Source organism: Leptospira licerasiae serovar Varillal str. VAR 010, from assembly GCF_000244755.1.
Lineage (GTDB): Bacteria > Spirochaetota > Leptospiria > Leptospirales > Leptospiraceae > Leptospira_B > Leptospira_B licerasiae.
This window is the reverse complement of sequence record NZ_AHOO02000013.1, coordinates 120,970-146,467: the sequence shown is the minus strand read 5'-3', so window position 1 is coordinate 146,467 and position 25,498 is coordinate 120,970. Positions and strand designations below refer to the sequence as shown.

Below are 25,498 nucleotides of genomic sequence, written 5' to 3'. Positions count from 1 at the left end.
AATGAGCCGATCTCCTAATTTCCAGGTATTATTCAACGAAGAAGAAGCGAAACTCTTAGACGAACAAACCATCTTAGAACGAAAAATTTCGGGAACTTTGCTCATGGGATTCGCGGCGCTTTCCGTCTTCCAGACCTGGGAAGAAGTTTTTAGATCGGCAAAAAAGATCATCATTCTCTGCGGTTCAGGAAACAACGGAGGAGACGGCTATGCGCTTGCTCAATTTTTAAGCGCAGAAGGTCTGCAAGTAGAAATCTATTCGAAAGATGGGAATTCCTCCGAAGAGACGAAATATTATAAAAATCTAACGAAAGAATTGAAGATCCAAAATATCCCTTTGGAAAAATTTAGGAACGATCTCGTAAATCCGGGGGAAGTTCTTGTGGATTCTCTTTTAGGAACAGGATTTAAGGGCCCATTATCCGGAGAAATTTCGAAGGCAGCCACAGAGATCCGTGCTTGTAAAGAAAAACTAAAAGATTCTTTGCTTATCCTAAGTATAGATGCTATTTCCGGCTATTCTCCCGATGAAAAAATCCCATTTGCTGCGGATATTTTGGCGGAAATCGGATCTCCTAAGATCAAAAATGTTTTCTACCCTTTGCCTAAGGATAGAAAGTCATTTCATCCGATTGGCTTCTTAAGACAAGAATTCCGGACTTCCAAATATCTTTTACCGAGGGCAAGCAGAGTAGAATTAGTTTCAAAACTTACTAGGGCAAAGGATTCCCACAAATATAAAAACGGCTCAGCGGTATTTATAGGCGGATCGGAAGGAATGTCCGGTGCAATCTTATCCTCTGCTCTCGCATTCCAAGAATTAGGGGGTGGAATCTCCCAGATACTCACTCCTTCCGCAAATACTTTGATAAAGGTTCTTAAAAAAGATCCATCTTTCATGATCTCTCAATTAGAAAGTGCTAAAAAGACTTCTGATTATCCATTTCTAAAAAAAGCGAGTGTGGTTTGTGTTGGTCCTGGATTAGCTTCTTCCGATCTTCCTACTTTATCTTTTTCCAAGGAAACAACTCTAGTATTCGATGCGGGCGCATTCAAATATTTGGATGAAACACATTTAGGTCCTCGCACAATACTAACTCCTCACTTGGGAGAATGGTCTTCTATTTCCGGCAAAAAATACCAAAGCCAATACTCCGCATTGGAAGATGCAAAAGTTTGGGCAAAGGAAAAGAAAACCTATTTACTCTTAAAAGGACCTGTTTCCATTCTATTTACTCCTGAGGAAAACTCTTACTTCTGGGAGTACCAAGAACCTAAGCTTGCTGTCATGGGAACTGGTGATCTTCTTGTGGGAATCCTAACATTCTTCTTATCCAGAGGAGAAAGCATGATCGAATCGGTTAGACTTGCACAAAGTGTCCTGCTTTATTGTGCAGAATTATGTAAAGGGTATCCTACTGCAGGCAGAATACGCAAGAAGATCAGAAGTCTCTTGCATTAGAGAAAACTCATATAAAATTCCACTCAAGCAACCTAAATAACCGTTATAATTCTCAATCCGCTTACCGAATGCGACATTCTCCGTCTTAGATAAAAAATTACACCATTATCAAAGTGACAAAATATTCATGCTATGAGATAAATGTCCTCTTGATTCAAATAATAAAAAACCGAGATGATGTTTCCCTGGCTCAGATCAATTGAAAAAGAACATCTAATCGGCAGGAGAATAAATGAATAAAAATGGTTTGAGATCGAGGGATTTGTTTTTCAGCTTTCTGCTTTTCATCCTATTTTGTATGGTTACGAGTCCGACCTTTGCGGACGCGGACGACTACATATGGACTAACCTGACGATAAAAGACGGTGAAGATTATCCAACAGGATATAGTAATTCAAATCAATCGCTAAATACTGTTACAACGGGCGCAAATTGCAAACAACTTTGTGCAGATGATTCCAATTGTATTGCTTTTTGGTTTTCAAACGGAACAAGGCATGCGACGGATAGTCATGGCAATATCCATGACAAACCTTATCCACTTTGTCTGCATTACTCAAGACTTTCTAATCCGATACAATGGGAATCTTATTTTGATAATGTGGATTACACAGAACGTGTTTTCGAAAAGAAAGGCGCATTAAAGGCATGTGTCGATCCGAATTCTTTTAATATAGGTGGAAATCCAAACACCTCCACTCTTGAAATGGGAAAGGCATATACTGGTATCGGATATTTACTAGGATATCTCAATTCTCCTCAGGATTGCGCTACCGAAATACAAAGTAGTGGCGGAAAGGCTTGGGTTTTACTTTATTTTAAAGGTTTAAATAACTTAATCACAGGATATTGCTTCGGTTCCTCTACAGGACAAGATTCTGGAACTCAGTTTACTCTAAAAAAATCACCCGCCACAGCGGTATTCCCAACAACAGCAGGTGTATGTACGGCTAATGAAAACGAATGCACACAAACCAGCTCGGATTCTTCTCCTAATAAAAAATGTTGTGCTCGCGGAAAATTATATCAGTGTACGAAACCTTAATTCATTTTGATTAGAATTTAAAAGTCAATCCAAGTTGATGACTAGCACCTGCCCCCGCTTGGATTGGCGTTTAAATCTTTGTCGAAGACATAAACAGAAAAGAATGTAGGTCGATCAAAAAGGAAAATTTGAACAAGCTTAAGGAAATGTGTAATCTATAAATAATAGGTAGCTACGATCTAAATTTGATCTTGCGATGAGTCCCATCGCAATAAGGCTTATTTGAAGAACCACCGCAGCGACAAAGATATGTTTCGGTGGTTCTATTTGTTACCTTTCCAGTCCCAGAACAAATTTCTAAGTTTCCGCTCACTTTCAAAGGACCGTTTTTAGTGGGGTCTATTTTTAAAATTCCATTCCGAACAGGCAAAGGATCGGACTCATTGACAGCAGGTTCCCCAGTTGCAGTAAATCCTACGCTCACATGGGTTGCGTCACAAAATGGTTTATGAGTAGAAGCTCCGCATCTGCAAAGTGTGAGTCTATATTGTTTTTCTACACCTTCTAACTCAATATCGGCATGGATCGCAAGAGGCCCATTCTCTCTCACTCTCAGAACATTGACAGGTGGAGCAGTTTCTTTGAAAGAAGGATCATTCGACTCAAAACGGATCGCACCCGATGGACAATTCAAAGCTAAAGATTTTATCTCTTCCACACTTGCTTTGTCCGGATAGATCCAGTCCCCTTCTACATTCGGCACGAATACGTCAGGTCTACTCAGCACACAATTTCTAGAATGAATACATTTTTTACCATCGAAAAGAATGGTCGCATCTGTTCCTTTTACGATATCCATGATAAACTCCTGGGACTAAGTATGCACGATTTCTACAAGTAATGCAACAGAATCATTAACAATGGAATGCTTGCAATCTTTTCTAGGAGAAAGTAATCTATGGAAAAAGGACCTAGGAACATCTAAAATGAGTAAAGGTTATCACTCCCGCTCTCCGGAAGAATTCCAAGATTTCTTGCGTAAAAGTAAGGAAGCTGGCAAATCAAATAACCGTTCCAAGTTGATCCTATTTTTCGACGTTATACTATTACTATTCATCTTTTCCGTGGTGGCCAAACTTTTGAATCCTCTCGCTTTTTCAGGCCAAACGGAATCTAAAGAAATTTCTTCGGGTTTTGTGAGTTATAGACTTTCTTCCAGTAAAGAGAATTCAAAGGACTTTCCCATCTTCTTTCTTTTTTTGAAAAATAAGGGAACGGAAAATTTATCATTTCCGAATACGGAAGATAAGATACGAGTTTATATAAAAAGCGGTGATCTGAATTGTTTAGAAGATTCTTGGGCCTTAGAGTCCAAAAATTTAGCTCCCGGAAGTACGAATTTTTTCCGGTACGAAATTTCCTCTCGGCTTCTCGCTAATTTTCCTCCTGATTGTAAAACACAAGAAAAATCAATTTTGAATAATATTACTAATGTATTCCAAGGCGGAAAGAAAAGATCCTTTCATGCGGAAATTCTGCGGAAAGACGAAAACATTTCATTAGAAATTCCTAATTTTTGAGACATTATGAACGAAGAGATCCAAGCATTAAACAAAATAGTCGCCATCGTAGATGAAAAAGCTTCCCTATTCAAAAAGGATTGGAGCCATATGCCTAAGATCAGGGCTACAACCGAGAAAAAGCTGATATTAGATCTGATCGAAAACGCCCTTCAGTTGGCAAAAAATATCCGTCCTGCGCCTAACGATCTTTTGGGAGATTTGCAAAAATTAAAGGCAGAATTTTCTAGGCTTCCGGTTTGACTAAACGTTGTAGGAATTCCTACAACGCATTCTTCTTTCAGTTAAAATTCTTCGTGACCTTCTTCCATTTTCTTTCCGCGTCTTCCAGATAATCTTGTATTTCCGAATAAGACCTTTTTCCATCCAGATAGTCCAATAAATACTGGTCTCCTACCAAAAGTTGGATCGCGGGCAGATCCGATCTAAATTCATAAGGTCCTTGTAGGAATTCAAACTGGTCCGGATAAAATTCTCTGAGAGTGCGGATAAGAAGTAATCCGAATAATAAGCTATGGAATTTTTTAGGTTTATCCAATAGGATTTGGTAACCTCCGCAAACTTTTCCTGCATGTTTATGAAATGTTGGAATAAACTTCAAAGGCCTGAGCCTAAAAATCCCTTTTTGCTTTTCTTGCAGTTTTTCCAAAAGTGATCTGTCTAGATCGTTGATATAAGGCGCACCGAACGTTTCAAACGGTCGAGTAGTCCCTCTTCCTTCCGAAAGATTTGTCCCTTCTAAAAGACAAAGTCCAGTGTATACGTAACATGTTGTTTGAGCAGGAATATTAGGAGATGGCGGTACCCATAAAAATTCGGAACTTCTTTTGGAATATAGATCCAATCGATAAAGTTCCAGATCCAGATTAAATTTATCCTTATAGTATTCTAAAAGGCCCGCGGCGGAGAGACCATGTCGGTGCAGCGTACCTTCCACACCTACGAATGATGAAAATTTTTTTTCCAAGGGAGAACCTTCTATCTTGGAGCCTGCGGGATTTTTTGCGTTCGAGACTAAGATGCGAGGTTTTGGTTTTCCTTTTTTAGCAAGTCGATCTGCCGCTTGCATCGCATACAAAGCAGTAGTCAAAAATGTATAATAGCGAGCGCCTACATCTCTGATATCTATGATCAATGCGTCCAGGTCGGATAAAACTTCCTCTGCGGGAGCGAGACTTTGTTCGGTATCTCCGTACAAATTCAGGACTTCGGTTTCTCCTAAGTCGTAGATGAGTCCGTTTCCCGAGACCTGATCTTGTAGCTCTGCAAATAATCCATGCTCAGGCAAAAATAGTTTCTTGAGTCCGTATTCTTTCTGTATGACCCTGAAATGATAGTCGCCTCTCCAACCATATGCGCTCTGATTGGTAAGCATTCCGATAGATTTTGCATCGGAGAGAATTTTGCTTTTTTTCATTTTCTAAAGAGGTTATTTCCGGGAAAGTTCAGGAGTCAAGCAGGACTATATTGCCGCCTTCTTCTTGGAAATCTTTTGCCTCATCCGCAAGGTCCTTTTTAGAGAATCCTCTAAAAAAGAGTTTCCATTCTTAGGGAAGGATAGTTTTCTTCTTAATTTGCCCCAACAGCGATCGTATGGCATTAGATACAAGCGTACCAAATCAAAAAGTAACAGTCAAAGCCGGAACGGTTTTATTTCCGGAAGGAAGCGCCGCGAATTCCCTCAACGTATTGCATAGTGGAGCATTGCGTTATTTGGTAGAAGCGCCCGGCGGCAGAAAACTGGAGTTGTTCAAAATTTCGGGTTCCAATTTGACTCCAGGCGCATCCGCACTTTTCGGCAGCGGACGTTATCCTTTCACAATTGTTGCTGAACAAGATTGCGTGCTCTCCACATATGTTATGTCCCAGTCTACCGTGGGTCGTTCTCTCGCTGCCAGAAGTTCTTTGGGGATCATGGTGGGTCGTTCCCTCTTAAGAGAGATCACCGAATCTTTCAAAAGAGTGAACCAGCTCAGAAAGATCGCTTCGGATATGGGAAAGACAAACGATAATCTTTCTCTTCTATACTATCAATTCAACCCGAGTGTTTTTCCGGATATCAAACCTGGGCAACCTATTGCGGATCCAAGTTCTGAAATTGTGGACCCTGTCTTAAGACTTGCTCGTGAAAATTTAAAACATTATTTCGATAATGGCGGGATCCTTCCCGAAAGACCGACCGCAAATTATGTGGAAGAAGATCATTCGCAGCTTCTGGTAAAATATTATCCCGAAGAAATAGAATTCCAAGACGGAGAATTCAATTTTGTCCGTAAGATCATTTTAGCGGACCCGAATCTTCTCGCACAATTATTCGCTCCTGATCCAAGCATGGTTTCCTATGTCTGCGATAAACTCGGAAGAGTGCAGAATAATATTACCGAAAATGCAAAAAGTATATTAGAAGAGTTGGATGAAAACTTCTCCCTCCTTTTAGGTGGCGTGGAAAGCCTCACCGAAAAATATTTCCTCATTCTAGACATGGCGGCAAACGGTTACGCAACTGCTCCTCCCGAGTTTGTAGTCCCTATTTTACAAGTAGTCTCCCAAAAAATAGAAAGGGCTCTTGCTGGCCATCAGGCAATTTTCGGTTCTGCAATCCCAGGACCTTCTCCTAATATTAAACCGTTTATAGAAAAGACCGTCGGCCTTGCCAAAAAATTCGAGGCTTCCAATCCGACCGCAAAAGCAGCATCGAACGGAAGTGGAATTTCTGTGGATGGTTCTGCGGATGCGACCGCAATTCGAAAAGAATTGGCAAACTCTGCATCTACGATCATCCAATTCTCCGGCATGGGAGGAGATGCGATCAAAGAGTTTTCCGCGATGATGGTAAAACTCAAGTCATTAAAGAACCCATTGGATTCGGACAACGATACTCGTAAATTAAGAAGGTCTATTACAAAAACTTACTTCGATATTTACGCTGCATGTTTCCAAAAATACGTCAACTCAGGAAAGAATGTCCCAAAACCCGTGGACCTGATGTTGAAATACGGATTCTTCGACGAAACTATGCTCGATGATTCCCAATTAGTGTTCATGTCCACATTCAAGGACGCGATCACTTCTGTTTCCGATATTCCTATCCATTACGGAACGGAATGGCTGGAAAAAATTTATAAAAGAGAATGCCCTACTTCGTTGGATGAGCTCGGCCAAAACTTCTTCGACAAAGTCAAGATGGACAACCGAAACGCTGTATTCAAAAAAGAATCTGACCTTCCTCCGGACATAGACAATCCCGAAGCCAGATTAAAATTCGAATTCGGCGCTATGTATGAGGCAAACGTTCGACTCACTACAGGTTCCTTGGCAACCTACTTGCCAATCCTCACAAAGTATCATTCTCAAATCCCTCTGGGCAAAGCATACGTAACCAAAAAGATGCTTACTGATACGATCCACGATATCATGGCAGTAGACTTCTCCGTATTCAATCGAGAAGTGATCTATAATAATCCCGAGATGGGGATTAATAAGGAGTTCGTTCAAAGAGCGATCGTTCCGGACTTCGTAATTGTTCCTTCCATCGGTAGTAAGATCATGATGTGGCAGGAGCTTTCTATCCACAGAGGTTCCGGCTCTAAAGAGAGTAGAGGTAGGATCGTTCTTCCGATTTTTGTACAAGGTGATCTCAAATCACTTTTGATAGATGCGTTTGCCGCATTCCGTTGGGAACTTTGTAAAACGATCTTAGGACCTGAGTGGAATAACGTGGGAAATCCGTCCATCACTGCGGACTATATGGACTATGTTCAGTTCTACAAAAAGAACAAAGATCTTTCCATAGAGATCAAAGAAAAGTTAGCCGCTGAATTCAAACGTTTCCGGAACGAACGAGATATTTTTGCTAACGATTACCAGCTTTGGATCAAATACGAAGCGGAAGGTGTACAAAGATTAAACCGAGTAGTCCGAGGAATTTTCTATCGTCATATTCCTTTCGCAAGAACGATCCGAGAGAAGGTCGCCAAAATGCCTGCATTTGGCGAGATCAACAACAGGTTCGTCAATATTCGCACCCGTAAGTTTACCGAGTTGGAAAACAGATACAAGAAGTACATCAACGCGTTAGGAAGTCTTCCGGACCCTTTACGCGAAAATATGGAATTCTATCGAGTTTAAGAGACTAAAATAGATTTGTTCTCTTTCAGTAGTGCAGTCACATCCTGAAGGGATTCTCCAGTCAGATCTTTTACAGCTGAACTTACATCTTTTAGATAACCTTCTCGAATAGACACATCGAAAGAAGCCAGAGCATCCGCCATAGGCTTCGGAACTCCCGCTCCGACCAAGGCCTTAGAAAGTTCTTCTGCAGGAATGTCCACATAGGAAACGGATACGCCAGTTAACTCGGAAACGAATTTTGCAAGTTCCGAGTATGTCCAAGCCTTTGGCCCGCTGATCTCTAAAATTTGATTTTCAGAGATATTGGAAAGTAAAGCGGCTGCGGCCGCTTTTGCACAGTCCGTTCTGGAAATATAGGCGCAGGCACCTTCTCCCCCGGAACCGTAAATCGAACCGCTTGTTACTGCATGTTGGATCTTAGGTATTAGATAATCTGAATATAGATTATTTCGAAGAATTGTGTACGCAAGACCGCTTTGTTTGATCTTCTCTTCTGTTCCTTCATGTTCGAAAGCGAATGTGACCGGGACCTCGTCTGCCTTGGTGAGAGAAGTGTAAAGAATCCGTTTTGCTCCCACTTTTACCGCTGCATCTACTGCGGCGCTATGTTCTGGGATACGATTTCCGATATTGTCGGTGCTGATAATCAAGATCCGATCCGCGCCCGCAAATGCAGCGGCAAGACTTGTTGGATGGTCAAAACTTGCCTTTCGAACTATAACTCCCCTTTTTGCAAAGTCTTCGAGAGACTCAGGCTTTCGAGTTGTCGCAATGATCTTGTTATGGCCTCTTTTTAATAATTCTTCTAGGACAATTCTTCCCATATGGCCGGAAGCTCCGGTCACGAGTACTGTTTCGGATATTGTGCTCATTCGGGTCCTTAAACCTGTTTTTGGTCTACCTTAGATTTATATTCTTAGACTACTTGAAACAATAAAAGTTACAAGTTATTTTTCTCAACTCTGTGTGCTCCGTGGTCTCAGAGGCTTTTCACTGCGGTTAAATATATGATATTGAGTTAAGCTAGGTTTTCGATTAAGTCCATTGGTTTTGATTAAAGCGATTCACTCGTTTGGCCTTCGGCACCGACTCGCTTACGCGGTCGTTTCCTCGCTCCCTATGGGTCGCTGCGGAAGGGATACGAAGGGCGCCAGTCCGGCTTGCCGGATGAGCGCGAATGCGCGAACCCGTAGTAGCCTGGTCTCGCGAAGCGAGAGCCGCCCCACCTTTTGTTGGAACTCCAACATCGCGTGGATTTTAAAAGTTTAAACTTCTTCTAACAAATAAGGTCTAGTGTATTCTCTTACGATCTCTACGACAAAACGTCCCCAAGACTTAGGATCTTCTTGAGAAATTTCGATCTGACGGATCTTAGGAAAATAAGCCTGAGGTTTGAATGCGGTGTGAGTCAGCTCCATGGCTCTTAGATAGTTATCGACTCGTTTCACCCGAACGAAATTTAATAACTCACCCTGGATCTTATCTTGAGGCATATAACCAATAATGATCAGTCTTGGAAATAAAGACTTTTTAAGTAGATTGATAAAGTCTCCGAAACTATCCACTCGATCTATAAATCCTTCGTAAGCTCCACCGCCCAGGTTCATGATCTGGGTCACAATGTCCATGGTGAAGGAAACACCTTCTGCGGAAGTCATGTCGGAGATAATAACAATCCCTTCGTCAGGTTGGAAAGTTTTGAATTCGCTGGTCGGTTTAAAATGACGTCTGAGTAATTTTGCCGTGGAAATATCTATCTCTGCAGCTTTCGGAACCAAAATTTTTCCGGATGAATCTGAAATAGGTTCTCTAGTAATAAGGTATCTTTTCTTCGCGGCATTCTGGTTCATCACCCGAAAGGCTTTCACCTTCTCTTCCAGCTCGTCCAGAGTACAATACCCTATTTTTAAAACGTTTTCTCTCGCGCGTTTTTTGAGATCTATGTCTTCCATACGAGTTTTCGGTGGCCCGGAGGAACCAGCTTAAACGAGGTTCCGAATTTCGCGAGAATTTACCGGGTATCCGGGGAGAGTATATAAAAAAAATCCAAGTCTGAAAAGCCCTCTTTTGGCTATGCAAAAAAACCGCTTGTCCACGGAATGTGCGCTTCTTGAATGGGGAGGAATGGCAATTCTCCCCATTTTAACTAGCTCTAGGCCCGGAATAAATATTCAGTTTTGGAAGGGGCTCCTGGCGCTATCTTGCCTAACCTTAGTTTCCTGCTTTTCGGTGGAATTTGTCCAGGAGGGAAGCCAGAAAGAAACTGTGCTCGTTTCTCATAAGCCGGGTTGGGAGCAAATAGAGATACTAAAACATCCACCCAAGCGCAGGAATTACAAAACTTACGGAAGAGTGATCGTTAGGAACTTCGGGGATGGTAGGATAGAAAAGTTCTATTACGAAAAAATTAAGAAAGAACTTTTTGATAGAGGTATGGACGGAATGTATCTCGCAAATATAGGAACGGTTCCTGTTCCTCCTACTATTTTCCAAACCGGCACTACCGAAGGTTACACAACCAGCATGGCCGAGATCGCGAAGGATGCAAAAGTTTTGGAAGGAGTCGCATTCCGTTATAGAGAAAGGGAAGAAGAATAATGGCAAGGCGTCTAGATAGCGAAATCAAGGTTTTGCCTAACGGAGACTGGATATTCCGCGAAGCAAAGATCGAACAAAAAGATATTCTGGAATATTTCCGTAAGAACTTAAAAGAAGCCGAAGACGGTATCTATATAGACAACCAATATGGGGAATTTTCCGAAAACGGATATTTGGAACTATTCGGTTATCCTTTGAACTTGATCAGGATTTGGGATAAGGATGGAGAATTTTATTTTTTAAGCGACTCTGGAGAAGAATTGCCTTTATCCTCTTTGCAGATTGCAGCAGATTCGGAAGGTGAATTATTCGCCAGAAAAAAGGATCATCTTTTTTTAAAGTATAAGATTGCAAGAAATGTCTCTTCTATATTGAGCGAATACTTATCCGAATCTCCACAAGGATTAAAACTCGTATTCCAAAACCGAGAGGTCCCGATCTTGGAAACTGGAGAACATCCGAATGTTTCTCTTCCGAAAGAATTCCAAAAATAGATTATACTGATTTTCCGGACAGCACCAATCTACCCAATACTTTACCGGAAGATAGATCGTTCAAAGCGGAATCCGCATCTTTCAAATTCCTGATCTGGACCGGAACAGGAGGTAGTTTTTTTTCAGACGCAAGTTTTAGCAGCTCCTTTAACTCTCCCGGAGAACCTGTGTAACTCCCACGAACTGTTAAACTTCGGAGAGAAAGAATTGGGGTCGGGATCTTTAACTCGCCGCCGAAAAGGCCGACTCCAATTAATGTCCCATTCTTTTTCAAAAGAGAAAATCCAAATGAAGAAGTGGTACTATTATTTACAAAATCGATGACCGCGGAAACCCCTAAAGGACCTGAGATCTTTTTCACTTCTGAAGCGGCATCAGAATGTGAAGAAGGAACAGTATAAAATCCGAGTTCTTTTAACTTATCCAAACGAGACTCGTCCAGATCCAAAAAGATAACTTTCGCATCCGTCAGTAGTGGAACCAATTGAGAAGCGAACATTCCAAGTCCGCCTGCTCCAATGATCAGCAAAGTATCCGTTTTCTTAAGTGGGAGCGCTTTTTTCAGTGCGCCGTAAGCGGTGAGTCCTGCGCATGCATAAGAACAAGCATATTCAGGAGAAAGATCGTAAATATCCAAAAGCCATTTTTCGTCCGGGACCAGTATCCGATCCGAATAACCTCCATCCTGGTAGATACCTAACGATCTAGGGGAGGAACAAAGTTGAGGATTTCCGGATACACATTCTTCGCAAGAACCGCAGCCAATCCAAGGATAGACTAACTTAGTTTCTCCTACCGATACGGAATGGACGTTAGATCCGACTTTTATAACCTTGCCTACAACTTCGTGACCGGGAGTTAGAGGGAGTTTGACTCCTCTGTCCTTTACGAATAATTTTTCTTCTCCGCCTATTTTATAATAACCGTCCCTTAAATGTAGGTCCGAATGACAGACCCCACAGGAGATAACTTCTAATAATACTTGCGAGTCTTTCGGTTCCGGGTCTTGTTTTTCTTCCAATTCTAAAGAGGAGCCGAATTCTACTAATCTAATACTTTTCATTTACGTAAGACCTCCTTTCGTTTGAATACACGATCCATTTCTTCTGAGATCATTTTCAGTCCTTCTTCAGGAGCCTTTAGAAGATTCACCTTGGTAAAAAATCCATGTGTATAACCCTTGAATTCTTTGAATAAAACAGGAACTCCTGCTTCCTTTAATTTTTCTGCATATAGTTTCCCATCATCTCTTAGAGGATCGATGTCAGCTATAAACACTATCGCAGGAGGAAGATCCTTCCAATCAGTTTGGTATAAGGGAGAGGCTTGGCGATCGGACCTTGTGTGGCGATCAGGCAAGTATTGATCGATAAACCATTCCATATCTTTTTTGGTAAGACCGGGACCTAATTCGAATTCTTTATATGAATCGGTATCACAAATCGCCTCCGTGACCGGATAGATCAGGATCTGTAGATCTATCTTTGGACCGTATGTTTCTTTAGCTCTCAAAATGGTAGAAGCGGCCAAATTTCCTCCAGCACTGTCACCTCCTACCACCAAAGGAAGATCTTTCCAGATATTCTCCTTTTGAGAATCGATCCATTCTAAAGAAGCATAAGCATCTTCTAATGGAATAGGATACGGATATTCTGGAGCCAGTCTATAATCGACAAGAGAAACGATACTGGAAGTAGCCTCGGAGAGTTTGCGCGCAAATGGATCGAAATCTTTTAATCTTCCGACTACCCACCCTCCTCCATGGAAGTAGAGGATCTTGGATTTAGGTTCCGTTTTTGGAATATAATTTTTTATGAATACGTCTCCACCTTTAGAAGGGATCCGGATGTCCTGGACTTCCCGCAAAAGCGGGCCTTCTCCCAAAAGTTCTCCGATTGCGGAATAACCGTCCCTTCTTTCCTGGATAGTTCCTTGGGTAAAACCTGTGAGTCCTTTAGAGGAAATCAGATTTGCGTATTCCAACATCTCCGGAGCAAATTCCATTCTTTTCTCCCTTTAGAATGAGTAAGGAAGAAAAGAATATTATAGATCGGACGATTTGTCGTTCCAGTTTATAGATCGGGAAAGTATAAATAGGAAGTTTAGAAGGAGGAACGATTTGCTTCCATATAATAATGATTAGGAACTAAACCTTTTGGCCCGGAAAAATTCCTGGCCTCTACGATCTCGAAACCTAATTTTTTATACAGACCTTGCGCGTTCGGATTCTCTTGAGAAACATCCAGTGAAATTTTGTCGTAACCCGGGAAAGTCGAAATTCCAAATCTGATCAACTTCTCGGCTATCCCTTGCCTTCTTTCTTTATCAGGAACGGCGATATGCCCCAAATACAACCTGCCCGATTTAGGAGGTTGGATCATTCCTTCCATACTTAATCCACGGATTGCGACCTTGGGCGCTCTGAATTTGTAGATACGAAAAATATTTCCTGCAGTCGCAGCGTTCTGAAAGAAAAAATTCTCGGGGCGGAATATAACGATACTTCCTACAACTTCGCCGTTCTTTTCAGCCAAATAATGATTCTTATAGCTGAACGTGTTCTTGGTTCCTTGGAATGACTTTGTCAGAAAGTCCTGAGCGGAAATTTTTCCTTCGTTGAAAACATAGTCCCAGGCAGCAGGCCCGGAACTATAGATTAAAGGAACAGCTGCGGCCGCGTCTTCCGGCCTGGCAGGACGAATAATAATCGGTTCGTTAGACATTCTTAGATTGCCGAATTCAACTCTTCTCTCAAACGTTTTGCCTCTTCAAAATCTGGCTTCATTACGATTGCTTTATGCAGATACTGCAAAGACCTTTCCGGACGATTCCAGATCTTGTAAAGTGTAGCCAAATTAAAAAGAGAAATATGAGGAGCGTCGTTCAAAGTGCAACGGAGCGACTTTTTTAGCCAGAAAACGGATTCTCTTTCTCTTCCCATACGAAGAAGAAGAATTCCGATCTCGTTGCATGGATTTCCGTATTCAGGATTTACTTCTACGGAACGGTAGAAATAGTACAGACCTTTTTTCCAATTGTTTCTTTGGTTTTCGATCAGACCCAGAAAAAAATAGGTCTCATGGCTTTCGGAATCTTCCAATGAGGATTTCAGCAGGAATTCCGCACGATCCAAATCGCCGGTTCTATAGAAAAATTTAGATGCTTCTAGCTTGTCTTCAGGCGTCAGGTTTTCCAATTATCTACCCGTTTTTATTTTTATTTTCGGACGCCTATTGAAATAGCTTAATTCCGTTTTCCGTGTAGGACTTCCTTCTTTACGTTTTCCCGAAGAAACTTAAAAATACTCTGAGCGTCCAAACCGTATTCGGCAAAAATTTCCTTTCTCTCTCCGTGATGAATTACCTCGGAAGGGAACGCGAAAGTTTTGATAAACCGTCCTAAATACTCCGGCGAGATCCTGTTCAGAAGATACCCGGAAGCTCCTCCATCTAAATAACTCTCGTCCAGGATCGCAAAATGACGTACATGAGAAAGTTCATCGTCCAAAGCGTCTTTGCCGAGCGGTCTCAACCACACAAGATCGATCAAAGTGACCGAATAACCTTCTTGCTCCAATAGACTGGCAGTCTTCTTGGCTTCTTCCAACATGGATCCGATGGATAGAAGTGCGATATCCGATCCTCTTTGCAATACCCTAAAACTTCCGGGTTTTAGATCCTTTTCTCCTACAAAATCTAGACCGGAGAGTTCCACATTTGCCTTAGGGAATCGGATCGCGATCGGAGACTTATCATAATGCTCCATATACTTAAGCGAATCAACCAGATCCTGTCCGGAAGAAGGTACAAACACATCCATATTCGGCAAGGACAGAAGATAACTTAGATCGAACAATCCTTGGTGGGTCTCTCCGTCAGGACCAACGCAGCCTGCCCTATCAATCACAAAACGGACAGGAAGGTTCATGAGAGAAACATCTTCCACCAATTGGTCCATCCCTCTAGTCAAGAAGGTGGAATAAATGCACATATAAGGGATGACATCCCCGTTAGTCATTGCACCCGCAAAAGCGACCGAATGCTGCTCTGCAATTCCGACATCGTAAACATGATCCGGGAATTTAGAAACGTATTCCCCGAGTCCGGAACCTTCTATCATCGCAGGAGTGATCGCCGCAATGCGCGGATTTTTTTCCGTAAGATCAGAAAGCACCTTACCCACAATCTTAGAGTAAGAAATTTTAGAAGAATCTCCTGAGTCCATAGCTCCGTCTTCTTTACGGAAAGGGGTCACTCCATGGTATTTGATCGGGTCTTTTTCAGCCGGAATATAACCTTTCCCCTTTTGAGTGATCGTATGGAAAAGAACAGGTCCTTTCATGGTCTTGATCTTTCTGAGCATCTTGACTAGACGAACCACATCGTGACCGTCTTCCGGTCCTATATAAATAAAACCTAAATCTTCGAATAGACCGCCCGGAGTAAAAACGTCCTTGAATCCTTTTTCTACCCTCTTGAAAAAGCTCTCCATCGCTGGCCCGACGATTGGAAACCATTTTAGGAAAGTATAAAATATCCTTTTCCAGTTCAGATAAAAATGAGAGCTGATGATATTATTCAGATAGTTCGAAATGGATCCGACATTCTTGGAAATGGACATATAATTGTCGTTTAGGACCACGAGCAGATCTTTTTTAAGGTGTCCTGCATGGTTCATAGCTTCCAACGCCATCCCAGTAGCGATAGATGCGTCTCCGATAATTGCTGCGACTGAATAATTTTTTCCGGTAAGATCTCGGGCCACGGCCTCTCCCAAAGCTTGGGAAATAGAAGTGCCTGCATGGCCTGTATTATATAGATCGTAGACTGACTCTTCTCTTTTAGGAAATCCGGAAAGTCCCTTAAATTTACGGACAGTGGAAAGTTTTTCTCTTCTGCCGGTTAGGATCTTGTGCGGATATGTTTGATGTCCTACATCCCAAATCAGCCTATCATTTGGAGTTTCAAAAACGTAATGTAACGCTACGGTAAGTTCTACGACTCCCAGGTTACTTGCGAAATGCCCTCCGATCCCGGAGAGAGTATCGATGATATAATTTCGGATCTCGAAACAGAGTTTAGGGAGTTCCTCGAGGGGCAATTTTCTGAGATCCGCCGGAAGGCGGATCCCGTTCAATAACGAATATTCCTGTTGCATAAATATTTAAGTCTTTAACGGTCATCAGGACTGCTCTACCGAATTCAAAGGTCTCCTCAGAAGTTTTAAGTCTTCTTCGTTCACTAAGTCTATCAGTTCATAGATCCTGACCGGTTTGGTTTTACCCTTTACCTTGACTAGATCCAGTTCTCTGGCAATTATACGGTCCTTAACCTTTTCGTACGTATATTCCGAAATGATAATGTTTGTGGCATATTCCTTGTTGGATCCTTCCAGACGAGATCCCAGGTTAATGGTATCTCCCATACAAGTATAGTCCATCCGGTGAGAACTCCCCATATTACCAACGACTGCCGGTCCGGAATTTAATCCGATCCCGATGTCCATTACAGGAAGATCTCTTGCTTTCCATTCTTCCTTCAGGACTGCGAGCCTTCTCATTTGTGCAATGGAAGCCGCGCAAGCGTAGTAAGCATGGTCTTCTAGAGGAACCGGAGCCCCCCAGAAAGCCATAATCGCATCCCCCATGTATTTATCAATCGTTCCCTTGAACTCGATAATGATCTCGGTCATTTCCGATAGATACTGATTTAGGAATTGGACCAGTTCTTCCGGACCCATTTTTTCGGACATGGTGGTAAATCCGCGGATATCCGAGAAGAAAATGGTAATGTCCTTTTTAGATCCTCCCAAATTTAGATTTTCCGGATTTTTTAGGAGTTCGTCCACAATGTCTTTAGAAACGAATTTGGAGAATGTGGTACGGATATATTTTACGTTCTCTTCTTCCGTTAAGATCTTATAGACTATGATCCCCACGAAAATGAAGAACTGCTCTATAACCACCGAAGGAAATACATGAATAATATTGAATTCCGAGAAATCGTATAAGGTTACTACGCTGTACAAAAGCGCTAAACCTATGATGAACAAAAATCCCCAAGAAGTTTTCATTCTAGGAAGGACAAGCCCAACAATAAACGCCATGGAGAAGAAAATCAGGAAGTTCCCGGCCAATGGCATATCCCAGAGAAAGTCCTGATTCAGGATCGTATTGATCGCATGTGCGTGGTGTTCGATCCCGGACATATCTCCGAATGGGGACAAGTGAGTATCTTTTGCGGCTCCTCTTCCTGTAGCATAGAACATCGCGACTAAGAAAATATTATTGTTAACCTGAGTGGCTGTTTCGTTGTCCCAACCTTCGGAAACTTCGAAGAACTCGGTAGTATTATAAGAATATAATCCTCCCGGAAAGTTGATCTCCATTTGACCGTATTCGTCGATCGGAATGGTAACCTCGCGAGTATCGTTCGGCCTAGCCATGATATCTTCCGTAACCATTTTTAAGGTCTTACGGTCGAAATAATTGATATTCTTTTGGGGAATATTTTTGATCTTCACATATTCGCCCATGACCACTTCTACGTCTTTTTTGACATCCACTCCGTAATAATTACAAGCGATTACTAGGTCGATAGAGGGATAGTATTCGTCTTCTCTTCCCGGGCCGGAACCCAAGATCTTGGCGACGATAGGCATTTTACGGTTCAGGCCGGATTCGTCTTTTTTAATATTCGCAAAACCTAAACCTGATGATTTTTCGGCTATCGGCTCGATAGGAGCTTGCGGGAATTTTAACCAAGAAAGACCTGTTTGTTCATCCTTCACATTTTCCAATTTGAATTTACGAAGGATCTCAGTCCTTTTTTCTAAATTGATGATCGTGCTCTTGGATTCCAAACTGGTTTCCATAGGGTAGTCGAACATAACCCTAGGATTTCCCGAAAGAGCTTTAGCCATCTCATCCGTTTGCCCCGGCTTATAGTCCAGAAAGAAAACGTCGAACATCAGATGGTTGGTAGAAGAAGCGAATTTATCTATTATCTTTGCGTAATATTTCCAAGGAAGAGGCCATACACCGCCTAGTTGATCCAAAGTTTTAGTGGTGATCCCGATGATATTGATGTCCCTTCTTGCTTTTTCGGGAGGTTTCAATTGGATCTGTTCCAGATCTCCCTTGTCGGATTCCTTCTCCACCCTTGCGTCAGTTTGGTTACGAAGAACGTTAAATCTCCAAGAGATGGAACTTTCTTCCAACTCGGAAACAGGAGTGAATGCAACATACAAGTCGAACCAAACTAAGGATACAATGATCGCTAACCAAAGGCTCCCCACCAATTGAGGATCTTTAGAAACCTTAGTTATGGTTTTATAAAAAAAGTAAGAGGAAGAATATAGGAAAAGTGCACCTAATAGTAGAAGTTGAAGCGAATAATTCGCCTCGGAAAAAAACGCGTAATAAAAATGTGCCAGAATTCCGAGGGATGTAGTAACCCCGAAAATGATATCCACAACGGTAAATTTCTGGGCTGGTTTGGACTCGCTCATTCTTTCCTCCGATCCGGAAGATTCTCTCTACCGGGACGGTTTCGTCAATTTTCTTCCCGGTTCAGGAAAGAAAATATCGACTAGGAAAAAGAGTTTTAGCGGTTTTTTCCTCTCAAAGAACCGGAAATCGATTGTGCGTATTCTTCCAGTTTTTTTCTGCAAAGACTAGGATTAGAACCGTTCTCTTCTATGATCCTTTGTACTGCAGAACCTATGATGATCCCATCCGCATATTGTGAAATTTCTTTTGCCTGATCAGGAGCGGAGATCCCGAACCCGGCACTTACCGGAAGGGAAAAAACTTCCTTAGTGGTTTTGATCCTATCTTCCAGATCCGCAGAGATCGATTTTCTTTCGCCAGTCACTCCGTAGGAAGTCACATAGTAAATAAATCCCGATGCAAAGTCTCGAATTCCTTTCATTCGATTTAGAGGAGTTGCTGGAGTTACTAAATGGATCAGATCCACTCCTCTTCTTTTTAAAGATTTGAATAATTCGTCTGTTTCAGGGGTATCATATGGAAGATCAGGAATGATCATACCTTGGATGCCTGCGATCTTGGCTTCTTGAGCGAACTTTTCGAAACCGTAATGAAAGATAGGATTAAAATACGTTAGATACACTAGAGGAATATGAGGGTGCAAAGAATGTATTTTTGCCGTTGTCTCTAGTATCTTTTCCATGGAGAAAGGATTCGCAAGAGCACGTTTGAATGCCTTTTGGATCACCGGTCCATCCGCAACCGGATCAGAGAACGGGATCCCAAGTTCTAAAATGTCTGCGCCACCTCTGATCAGAGCATCCGCCCAATCCACGCATAGGTCGTAGTTCGGATCTCCCAAAGAAATATAAGGAATGAATGCGCTTTTTGAATCCGAAAAAACGCTCTCGATCGCGCTCAAATCAAATCTCCTTGCGAAAGACCGACAAGTCTTGCCACTTCCGCCACGTCTTTGTCCCCTCTACCGGAAAGACAGATCAGAATGTCCTTTTTCTTTCCCAGCTCCTTTGCAAGGTCCTTTGCAAATCGAAATGCATGAGCAGTTTCTAATGCAGGTATGATACCTTCTACCCTACAAACTTCCATGAATGCGTCCAAGGCTCCTTGGTCGGAAACAGTTTCATATTTTACTCTTCCGGAAGAATGTAGATACGCATGTTCTGGTCCCACACCTGGATAATCCAATCCGGCGGAAACAGAGTGAGCAGGAACTACTTGTCCGCCCTCGTCTTGGATGACTAAAGTTTTAGTCCCATGCAAAAATCCGGTCTTACCGTAAAACATCGTTGCGGAATGTTCTCCAGGAGAAGATCCCCTTCCTCCGGCCTCCACTCCGTATAGTTTTACTTTTTTATCATTTAGAAATCCGTAAAACATTCCCATTGCGTTGGAACCGCCGCCCACACAGGCAACGACCGCATCCGGAAGTTTATCGTTCTCTTTTTTGAACTGCTTTCTGGATTCTTCTCCCACCACTTTCTGGAAATCTCGAACGATCGTAGGAAAAGGGTGAGGTCCGATCACAGAACCGACTATATAATGAGTATTAGAAACATTTAATGCCCAATCTCTCATCGCTTCCGAGGTAGCGTCCTTTAGAGTCGCTGTTCCGGAAGAGACTCCGATCACTTTTGCACCTAACATTTGCATACGGATCGCATTCAGTTTTTGACGGCGGAGATCTTCTTCTCCCATAAAAATAGCCGTTTCAAATTCGAATAAAGCTCCGACGGTCGCGGTTGCCACACCATGTTGGCCTGCTCCTGTTTCCGCAATGATCCTACGTTTACCCATTGCCTTGGCGATCAAAGCCTGGCCGATCGTATTATTGATCTTATGAGCCCCCGTATGATTTAGGTCTTCTCGTTTAAGCCAAATTTTGGCCCCACCCCAGGCCTTGGTCAGCTTCTCAGCATAGGTGAGAGGAGAAGGTCTTCCGATATAATTTTTTCTATAAAACTCCAGGTCCTTTTGGAATTTTTTATCCTTACGGAGTTTATTGTAAGTATCTTCCAACTCGATCAACGCTTCGGTCAGGATCTCAGGGGAATATCTTCCGCCAAAATCTCCGAAGTATCCTTCTTTTTCAGTGAAGCTGCGTTCTTTAGCCATGACAGTTTTTGGAGGGATTAATCTCCCAACAACTCCTGATATAATTCCTGACGTAGATTTTCAACTTTGGTATTCAGGTCGTCGAAATCGGTGAATTGGAAAGTTTCATCCTTGTCCGCCTTACGATCGTAGATGGAAATTTCTCCCGACTCGAAAAACTTTTTACCTACTGTGATACGGATCGGAAAACCGATCAATTCGGAGTCCTTGAACTTGAATCCTGGACCAAGATCTCTTTCATCCCAGAAAACTTCAAAACCCTCATTCTTTAGGTTTTCATAAAATTCTAATGCTTTTGCGTCCTGTTCTGCACCTTTTGTAAGAGTAACAAGACAGATCTCGAAAGGAGCGATACTGATAGGCCAGTAAATCCCCTTTTCGTCGTTACATTGCTCTATAACGGTAGCCATGGTTCGGTTTACTCCGATTCCGTAACATCCCATGGTCAATGTTTTTGCCTTACCTTGCTGGTCCAATACTTGGATCTGGAAAGACTTGGTGTATTTATCTCCTAACTTGAAGATATGACCGACTTCGATCCCCTTTTCTGCCTTTAAGGTTTTTGCACAAGTAGGACAAGGATCTCCTTCTCTCGCAAGAGCCACATCCGTAGTTTCGTATTGGATCTTGATCTCTGAAGAAGGAACATATCCTTGGATATGGAAATCTTCCTTTCCTCCGCCTACAACGTAAGCTCCATCCATTTGGATAGAAGAATCTAAGATCACCTTAAATCCTGCCCCTACATCGGAAGGTCCGATAAAACCTGGAATTAAATTAGAATTTCTTAATTCAGGCTCGGGGATCAAGTCCAGGTCGGACCATTTTAAATAAGATTTAAGTTTGTGCTCATTCAACTCCAGGTCCCCGCGTAGGAATACCAACAGTTTTTCTTTTCCGTTTTGGAAAGCAACTGCCTTGATCGTATCCTGAGGGCGAACGTTAAGGAAAGAAGCTACATCTTCGATAGACTTTTTACCAGGAGTTGCCACTTCTTTTTTGTCTTTAGGACCCTTTGGAGAATCCTCCGCTTTCACAATAAAAGGAGTTTTTTCACTATTAGAATTATAGCCGCAGTCACCGCAAAGAAGTAGTGTCTCTTCCCCGATAGGAGAAACTACCATAAATTCTTCTGAAGCAGAACCACCCATAGTGCCTGAATCCGCCTGTACTGGAATCGTTTTCAAGCCGCAACGCTGGAAAATTTTGCGATAAGCGGTCCTCATGTCCTGATAAGTAGCATCCAGAGAAGCGTCATCCAGATGGAAAGAATATGCATCTTTCATAATAAATTCTCTGGAACGGATCACCCCGAATCTAGGGCGAATCTCATCTCTGAATTTAGTATGGATCTGATACACATTGATCGGCAGATCCTTGTATGATTTCAGTAAAGGTTTTACTAAATAAGAAAAAGATTCCTCATGAGTTGGGCCAAGCGCATACCATTGGTCATGACGGTCCTTCACTCGCATCATTTCCGGCCCCATAACACTCCATCTTCCGGACTGTTCCCAAAACTCGGAAGGAGTCATGATAGGAAGTTCGAATTCCAATGCGCCTGTAGCGTCCATTTCTTCGCGGACGATACTTTCTATTTTTTTAAGGATGCGTAACCCTAAGGGTAGAAAGAAGTAAAATCCTGAGCCTGATTTTCGGACCAGACCGGCGCGTATCATCAGCCTATGGGAAGCGACTACCGCGTCCGAAGGATTTTCTTTTTCCGTAGGTACTAAATATTTAGATGCTCTCATGACTCTCGATTATCTTAAGAAATCGTGGTAAGTCACATAGAGGCCCAAGGATAAAAGGAAGAAGAATCCTAATCTCAAAACCTGTTCTTGAACAGCCATCGGCAAAGGTCTACCGGCGATCGCCTCGTATGTGAAAAAAACGATATGTCCACCGTCGGCTACAGGAATCGGAAGTAAATTCATTATCATTAAAGCGATCGAAATAAATGCCACGAACTGAAAGTAAGAATAAAAACCGTCTTCTAAGAACTGAACGGAAACTTTGGCAAGCCCTACAGGACCTGAAACGCTGTCCTTAACCTTCAGTCTTCCGGAAAAGATCATCCCGAGTCCCCTCAGGTTATCGCTGATCATTTTTCCAACGTCTTTACCGGATTGTAAAAATGCCTCGCCGAAGGAAAGTTTTCGGTCCATACTTTCCTCTTTCACATGCATCTTAGCGGTAAAACCTAAGAGACCGATTTGATAGAATCCGAGTGTCGCATCCCAAGTCTGTCCCTGGACTTCTAGCTGGACTCTTTTGCCGATTTGGGTCTGGACTGTTTTTTTGAAATCTTCCAGGTCTGAGAAAGACTTACCATCCATCTTTAAACTTAAAAGTTTTAGTTTAATTTCCGGATCATGGCTTCTGAGACTGATCGTGCTAATCGGAATTTCGGGATATTTTCTGTCTCGAACATCTTTCAATTCCACAACGAACGCACCAAGAGGAGTCATTTCCACTTCCGCTTTTTCGCGAGTCCAAGGGTTGAGCAGCGGATAAGTTTTACGATCCACTTCTAATTTTACTTTTTCGTTTTGGAATTTTCCGAGAGTACGTTGCAATTCCGGAACGGTATGCACTTCTATCCCGTTTACGGACAGGATACGATCCCCGTCGTTCAGATAGTCTAAGGCCCTGGATTCGATTGCTTCTTTGTTCAGTTTTGCTTCCTGTAAGGCAAGTTCTCTCGGAGAAAGTTTCGGATCCAATGCCGCTTTTCTTTCTCTTTGCTTTCTATATTCCGCCGCTTCTCCGTTCGGATCCAAGAATGAGAGTTTTTTCAAGAACCAATGACTTAATGTAGCTCCGTATCCGAAGTCCACTTGCACAAGTCTTTCTCCTGCGAAGTCCACTCCGATCTGAGGGTCCGCAAAATGAAATTCTAGTTCTTTTCCATCTCTCTCTACTTTGAGTTGGATATCTTTGCCGCGAGCAAGTCCAAGCTCGGATAATAATTCGTATTTAGATTCCGTTTTGGTCCCGTTTACGGATACGATCTTATCTCCACTTCTTAAACCTGCTTGGTATCCGGAAGAATATTCGTTGATCGCAGGTTCTATATAGATCTTAGTTCCAGTTGGCGCATAACCTATCGCGTACAGACCGAATATGATAAAAAACCCTAGGATCAAGTTGAATAATGGCCCACCGAAAACCGGGATCATTCTTTTTAACGGAGGAGTGGATAAAAATTCTCCCTTCTCTCCCTTTAATGTTCCGCCTTCGTCTCCTTTAAACAGAACATATCCGCCTAAAGGAATTCCTGTGACTTGAAAAGTGGTCTCACCAATTTTCTTTTTCCAAATCCCTTTTCCATAACCGATGGAAAAGATCCTGGCCTTTACACCAACGACCCAGCCCATAATTAAATGACCCAATTCATGGATAAAAATACAAAGGGCCAGCATGAATACGATGCCTAAAATATCTGCTAACATAAATGCACTACCTTATCTTTAGAGAAATGGAAGGCCAATTCTCTGGCCTTTCTATCCGCTTCTTCATATCCCTCCAGATCGTTCGGAAATGAATTCGGGATTTTTTCCAGAACATTCCGGATCAGCGTCGGGATTTCCGTAAAAAGAATTTTACCTTGCAAGAATAATTCAACCGCTACTTCGTTAGAAGCATTAAAGATAGAAGGAGCTACGCCCCCTGCTCTACCCGCCTGATACGCCAAAGCCAGACCTGGATATCTTTCCAAATCGGGCTCTAAAAATTCCAAGTTCCCCCATGATGTCGCGGGATGAGATCTCAAAACTTGAGGAACTATTTTAGGATAATATAATGAATGCGCCACCGGAAAGATCATATCAGGATAAGAAGCATAAACGAAACTTGCCCCATCCTTTGTTTCCACAAGACCATGCGCAATACTCTGAGGATGGATGACCACCCCTATCTTATCGTAGGAAAATCCGAATAGAAAATGAGCCTCTATCACTTCTAATCCTTTGTTGATCATGCCGGCAGAATCGATGGTGATCTTTGGACCCATATTCCAGGTCGGATGTTTTAACGCCTGCTCTATCGTTACTTTTGGAAGATCTTCTACGGGAAGTTTACGAAAAGGTCCACCGGAGGCTGTCAGGACGATCCTTTCCAGGGAATCCTTCTTCATATTTTCCAAAAGTTGAAAAAGCGCGTTGTGTTCCGAGTCAACCGGAACAAGTGATGATTTAGAATTTTCTAATAAACTTTTGATATAAGGTCCGCAGCTTACCAAAGTTTCTTTGTTTGCGATCCCTATTTTTTTGCCTGCTCGAATGGCGGCAACGGTAGGACGTATCCCGCTTGCACCTACTACTGCGGTGACTACGGTCTCTATTTCCGGAGCGGAAACGATCTCTTCTAAACTTTCAGGTCCGTAGAGTATTTTCGTGTTTCCGATCTTGTTTCCGAGTACAGTTCTGTCCGCGGATTCGGAACTAATACATAGAATATCCGGTTGGAATTCCTTCGCGATAGATTCCGCTTTTTGCAAATTGGAATGTACGCTGAAGGATATTAACCGAAACTCTTCCGGAAATTGGCGGAGTATTTTGAGAGTAGACTCTCCTACCGATCCGGAGGCACCCAGTATAGAGACGCCTCTTTTCATATTCTTAA

General features: G+C 42.4%; 22 protein-coding genes. 7 read left to right on the top strand and 15 right to left on the bottom strand.

All coding sequences use genetic code 11. The annotated features are described in order from the left end of the window. Nucleotide 1 precedes the first annotated feature (1 nt). Both LEP1GSC185_RS16570 and LEP1GSC185_RS16565 read left to right on the top strand, forming a co-directional pair. The gene (locus tag LEP1GSC185_RS16570) at nt 2–1,462 is read left to right on the top strand and encodes a bifunctional ADP-dependent NAD(P)H-hydrate dehydratase/NAD(P)H-hydrate epimerase (protein ID WP_008592370.1); all 1,461 of its coding nucleotides are present in this window, start codon (nt 2–4) and stop codon (nt 1,460–1,462) included. Nucleotides 1,463–1,694: 232 nt separating this feature from the next. Continuing rightward, complete coding sequence (locus tag LEP1GSC185_RS16565) at nt 1,695–2,507, top strand: hypothetical protein (RefSeq protein WP_008592919.1); 813 nt, start codon at nt 1,695–1,697, stop codon at nt 2,505–2,507. Nucleotides 2,508–2,679: 172 nt separating this feature from the next. Here LEP1GSC185_RS16565 and LEP1GSC185_RS16560 read toward each other — a convergent pair whose 3' ends face one another. Beyond that, a complete protein-coding gene (locus LEP1GSC185_RS16560) occupies nt 2,680–3,306 on the bottom strand; it encodes a CDGSH iron-sulfur domain-containing protein (protein ID WP_008592935.1) in 627 nt (208 codons plus the stop codon). A 127-nt stretch (nt 3,307–3,433) separates the two neighbouring features. Between LEP1GSC185_RS16560 and LEP1GSC185_RS16555 the strand changes: the two genes are divergently transcribed. After that, nucleotides 3,434–4,027, top strand: coding sequence for a hypothetical protein (locus LEP1GSC185_RS16555; protein WP_008592951.1), 594 nt, complete (start codon nt 3,434–3,436; stop codon nt 4,025–4,027). Nucleotides 4,028–4,033: 6 nt separating this feature from the next. Beyond that, nucleotides 4,034–4,270 carry a hypothetical protein gene (locus LEP1GSC185_RS16550; protein ID WP_008592892.1) on the top strand — a complete coding sequence of 79 codons (237 nt, stop codon included), beginning with the start codon at nt 4,034–4,036 and terminating at the stop codon, nt 4,268–4,270. A gap of 37 nt (nt 4,271–4,307) precedes the next feature. On the opposite strand, the gene LEP1GSC185_RS16545 is transcribed toward LEP1GSC185_RS16550, so the two are convergent. After that, on the bottom strand, nt 4,308–5,444 hold the full coding sequence (locus LEP1GSC185_RS16545; RefSeq protein WP_008592722.1) for a DUF1343 domain-containing protein: 1,137 nt from the start codon (nt 5,442–5,444) through the stop codon (nt 4,308–4,310). Nucleotides 5,445–5,620: 176 nt separating this feature from the next. Here LEP1GSC185_RS16545 and LEP1GSC185_RS16540 point away from each other — a divergent pair, with 176 nt between their 5' ends. Continuing rightward, complete coding sequence (locus LEP1GSC185_RS16540) at nt 5,621–8,155, top strand: Crp/Fnr family transcriptional regulator (RefSeq protein WP_008592386.1); 2,535 nt, start codon at nt 5,621–5,623, stop codon at nt 8,153–8,155. Here LEP1GSC185_RS16540 and LEP1GSC185_RS16535 read toward each other — a convergent pair. After that, the gene (locus tag LEP1GSC185_RS16535; RefSeq protein ID WP_008592454.1) at nt 8,152–9,030 is read right to left on the bottom strand and encodes an SDR family oxidoreductase; all 879 of its coding nucleotides are present in this window, start codon (nt 9,028–9,030) and stop codon (nt 8,152–8,154) included. The two genes, LEP1GSC185_RS16540 and LEP1GSC185_RS16535, sit on opposite strands and share 4 nt — an antisense overlap. 393 nt (nt 9,031–9,423) lie before the next feature. After that, nucleotides 9,424–10,110 (bottom strand): hypothetical protein, encoded by a 687-nt coding sequence (locus LEP1GSC185_RS16530; protein ID WP_008592254.1) that lies wholly within the window; start codon nt 10,108–10,110, stop codon nt 9,424–9,426. A 313-nt stretch (nt 10,111–10,423) separates the two neighbouring features. On the opposite strand from LEP1GSC185_RS16530, the gene LEP1GSC185_RS20220 reads away from it, so the two are divergent. Together LEP1GSC185_RS20220 and LEP1GSC185_RS16520 are read left to right on the top strand one after the other, a co-directional pair. Beyond that, complete coding sequence (locus LEP1GSC185_RS20220) at nt 10,424–10,756, top strand: hypothetical protein (protein WP_232298458.1); 333 nt, start codon at nt 10,424–10,426, stop codon at nt 10,754–10,756. Then, on the top strand, nt 10,756–11,250 hold the full coding sequence (locus tag LEP1GSC185_RS16520) for a hypothetical protein (RefSeq protein WP_008592327.1): 495 nt from the start codon (nt 10,756–10,758) through the stop codon (nt 11,248–11,250). The genes LEP1GSC185_RS20220 and LEP1GSC185_RS16520 overlap by 1 nt, the downstream gene beginning before the upstream one ends. Nucleotide 11,251: 1 nt before the next feature. Here the strand turns inward: LEP1GSC185_RS16520 and LEP1GSC185_RS16515 are convergent, their stop codons facing one another. From LEP1GSC185_RS16515 to dxr, 11 genes are all read right to left on the bottom strand, one after another. Further along, nucleotides 11,252–12,313, bottom strand: a complete 1,062-nt coding sequence (locus LEP1GSC185_RS16515; RefSeq protein WP_008592563.1) for an alcohol dehydrogenase — start codon at nt 12,311–12,313, stop codon at nt 11,252–11,254. Beyond that, nucleotides 12,310–13,254 (bottom strand): alpha/beta hydrolase, encoded by a 945-nt coding sequence (locus LEP1GSC185_RS16510; protein WP_008592654.1) that lies wholly within the window; start codon nt 13,252–13,254, stop codon nt 12,310–12,312. The genes LEP1GSC185_RS16515 and LEP1GSC185_RS16510 overlap by 4 nt, the downstream gene beginning before the upstream one ends. Nucleotides 13,255–13,352: 98 nt before the next feature. Further along, entirely contained in the window at nt 13,353–13,973 is a 621-nt protein-coding gene (locus LEP1GSC185_RS16505) for a GNAT family N-acetyltransferase (protein WP_008592774.1), read from the bottom strand. Between the two features lie 2 nt (nt 13,974–13,975). Then, entirely contained in the window at nt 13,976–14,446 is a 471-nt protein-coding gene (locus tag LEP1GSC185_RS16500) for a tetratricopeptide repeat protein (protein ID WP_008592720.1), read from the bottom strand. Between the two features lie 47 nt (nt 14,447–14,493). Further along, a complete protein-coding gene (dxs, locus tag LEP1GSC185_RS16495) occupies nt 14,494–16,407 on the bottom strand; it encodes a 1-deoxy-D-xylulose-5-phosphate synthase (RefSeq protein WP_008597165.1) in 1,914 nt (637 codons plus the stop codon). 24 nt (nt 16,408–16,431) lie between these two features. Continuing rightward, on the bottom strand, nt 16,432–18,759 hold the full coding sequence (locus LEP1GSC185_RS16490) for an adenylate/guanylate cyclase domain-containing protein (protein WP_008592101.1): 2,328 nt from the start codon (nt 18,757–18,759) through the stop codon (nt 16,432–16,434). A 95-nt stretch (nt 18,760–18,854) separates the two neighbouring features. Then, on the bottom strand, nt 18,855–19,661 hold the full coding sequence (gene trpA / locus LEP1GSC185_RS16485; protein ID WP_008592452.1) for a tryptophan synthase subunit alpha: 807 nt from the start codon (nt 19,659–19,661) through the stop codon (nt 18,855–18,857). Further along, a complete protein-coding gene (gene trpB, locus LEP1GSC185_RS16480; RefSeq protein WP_008592241.1) occupies nt 19,658–20,872 on the bottom strand; it encodes a tryptophan synthase subunit beta in 1,215 nt (404 codons plus the stop codon). Before trpB ends, trpA begins: the two co-directional genes overlap by 4 nt. 17 nt (nt 20,873–20,889) lie before the next feature. Beyond that, on the bottom strand, nt 20,890–22,626 hold the full coding sequence (locus LEP1GSC185_RS16475) for a proline--tRNA ligase (protein WP_008592881.1): 1,737 nt from the start codon (nt 22,624–22,626) through the stop codon (nt 20,890–20,892). Between the two features lie 9 nt (nt 22,627–22,635). Further along, entirely contained in the window at nt 22,636–24,327 is a 1,692-nt protein-coding gene (locus LEP1GSC185_RS16470) for a site-2 protease family protein (protein WP_008592697.1), read from the bottom strand. Beyond that, nucleotides 24,321–25,490, bottom strand: coding sequence for a 1-deoxy-D-xylulose-5-phosphate reductoisomerase (dxr, locus tag LEP1GSC185_RS16465; protein WP_008592622.1), 1,170 nt, complete (start codon nt 25,488–25,490; stop codon nt 24,321–24,323). The genes LEP1GSC185_RS16470 and dxr overlap by 7 nt, the downstream gene beginning before the upstream one ends. Between the last annotated feature and the right edge of the window lie 8 nt (nt 25,491–25,498).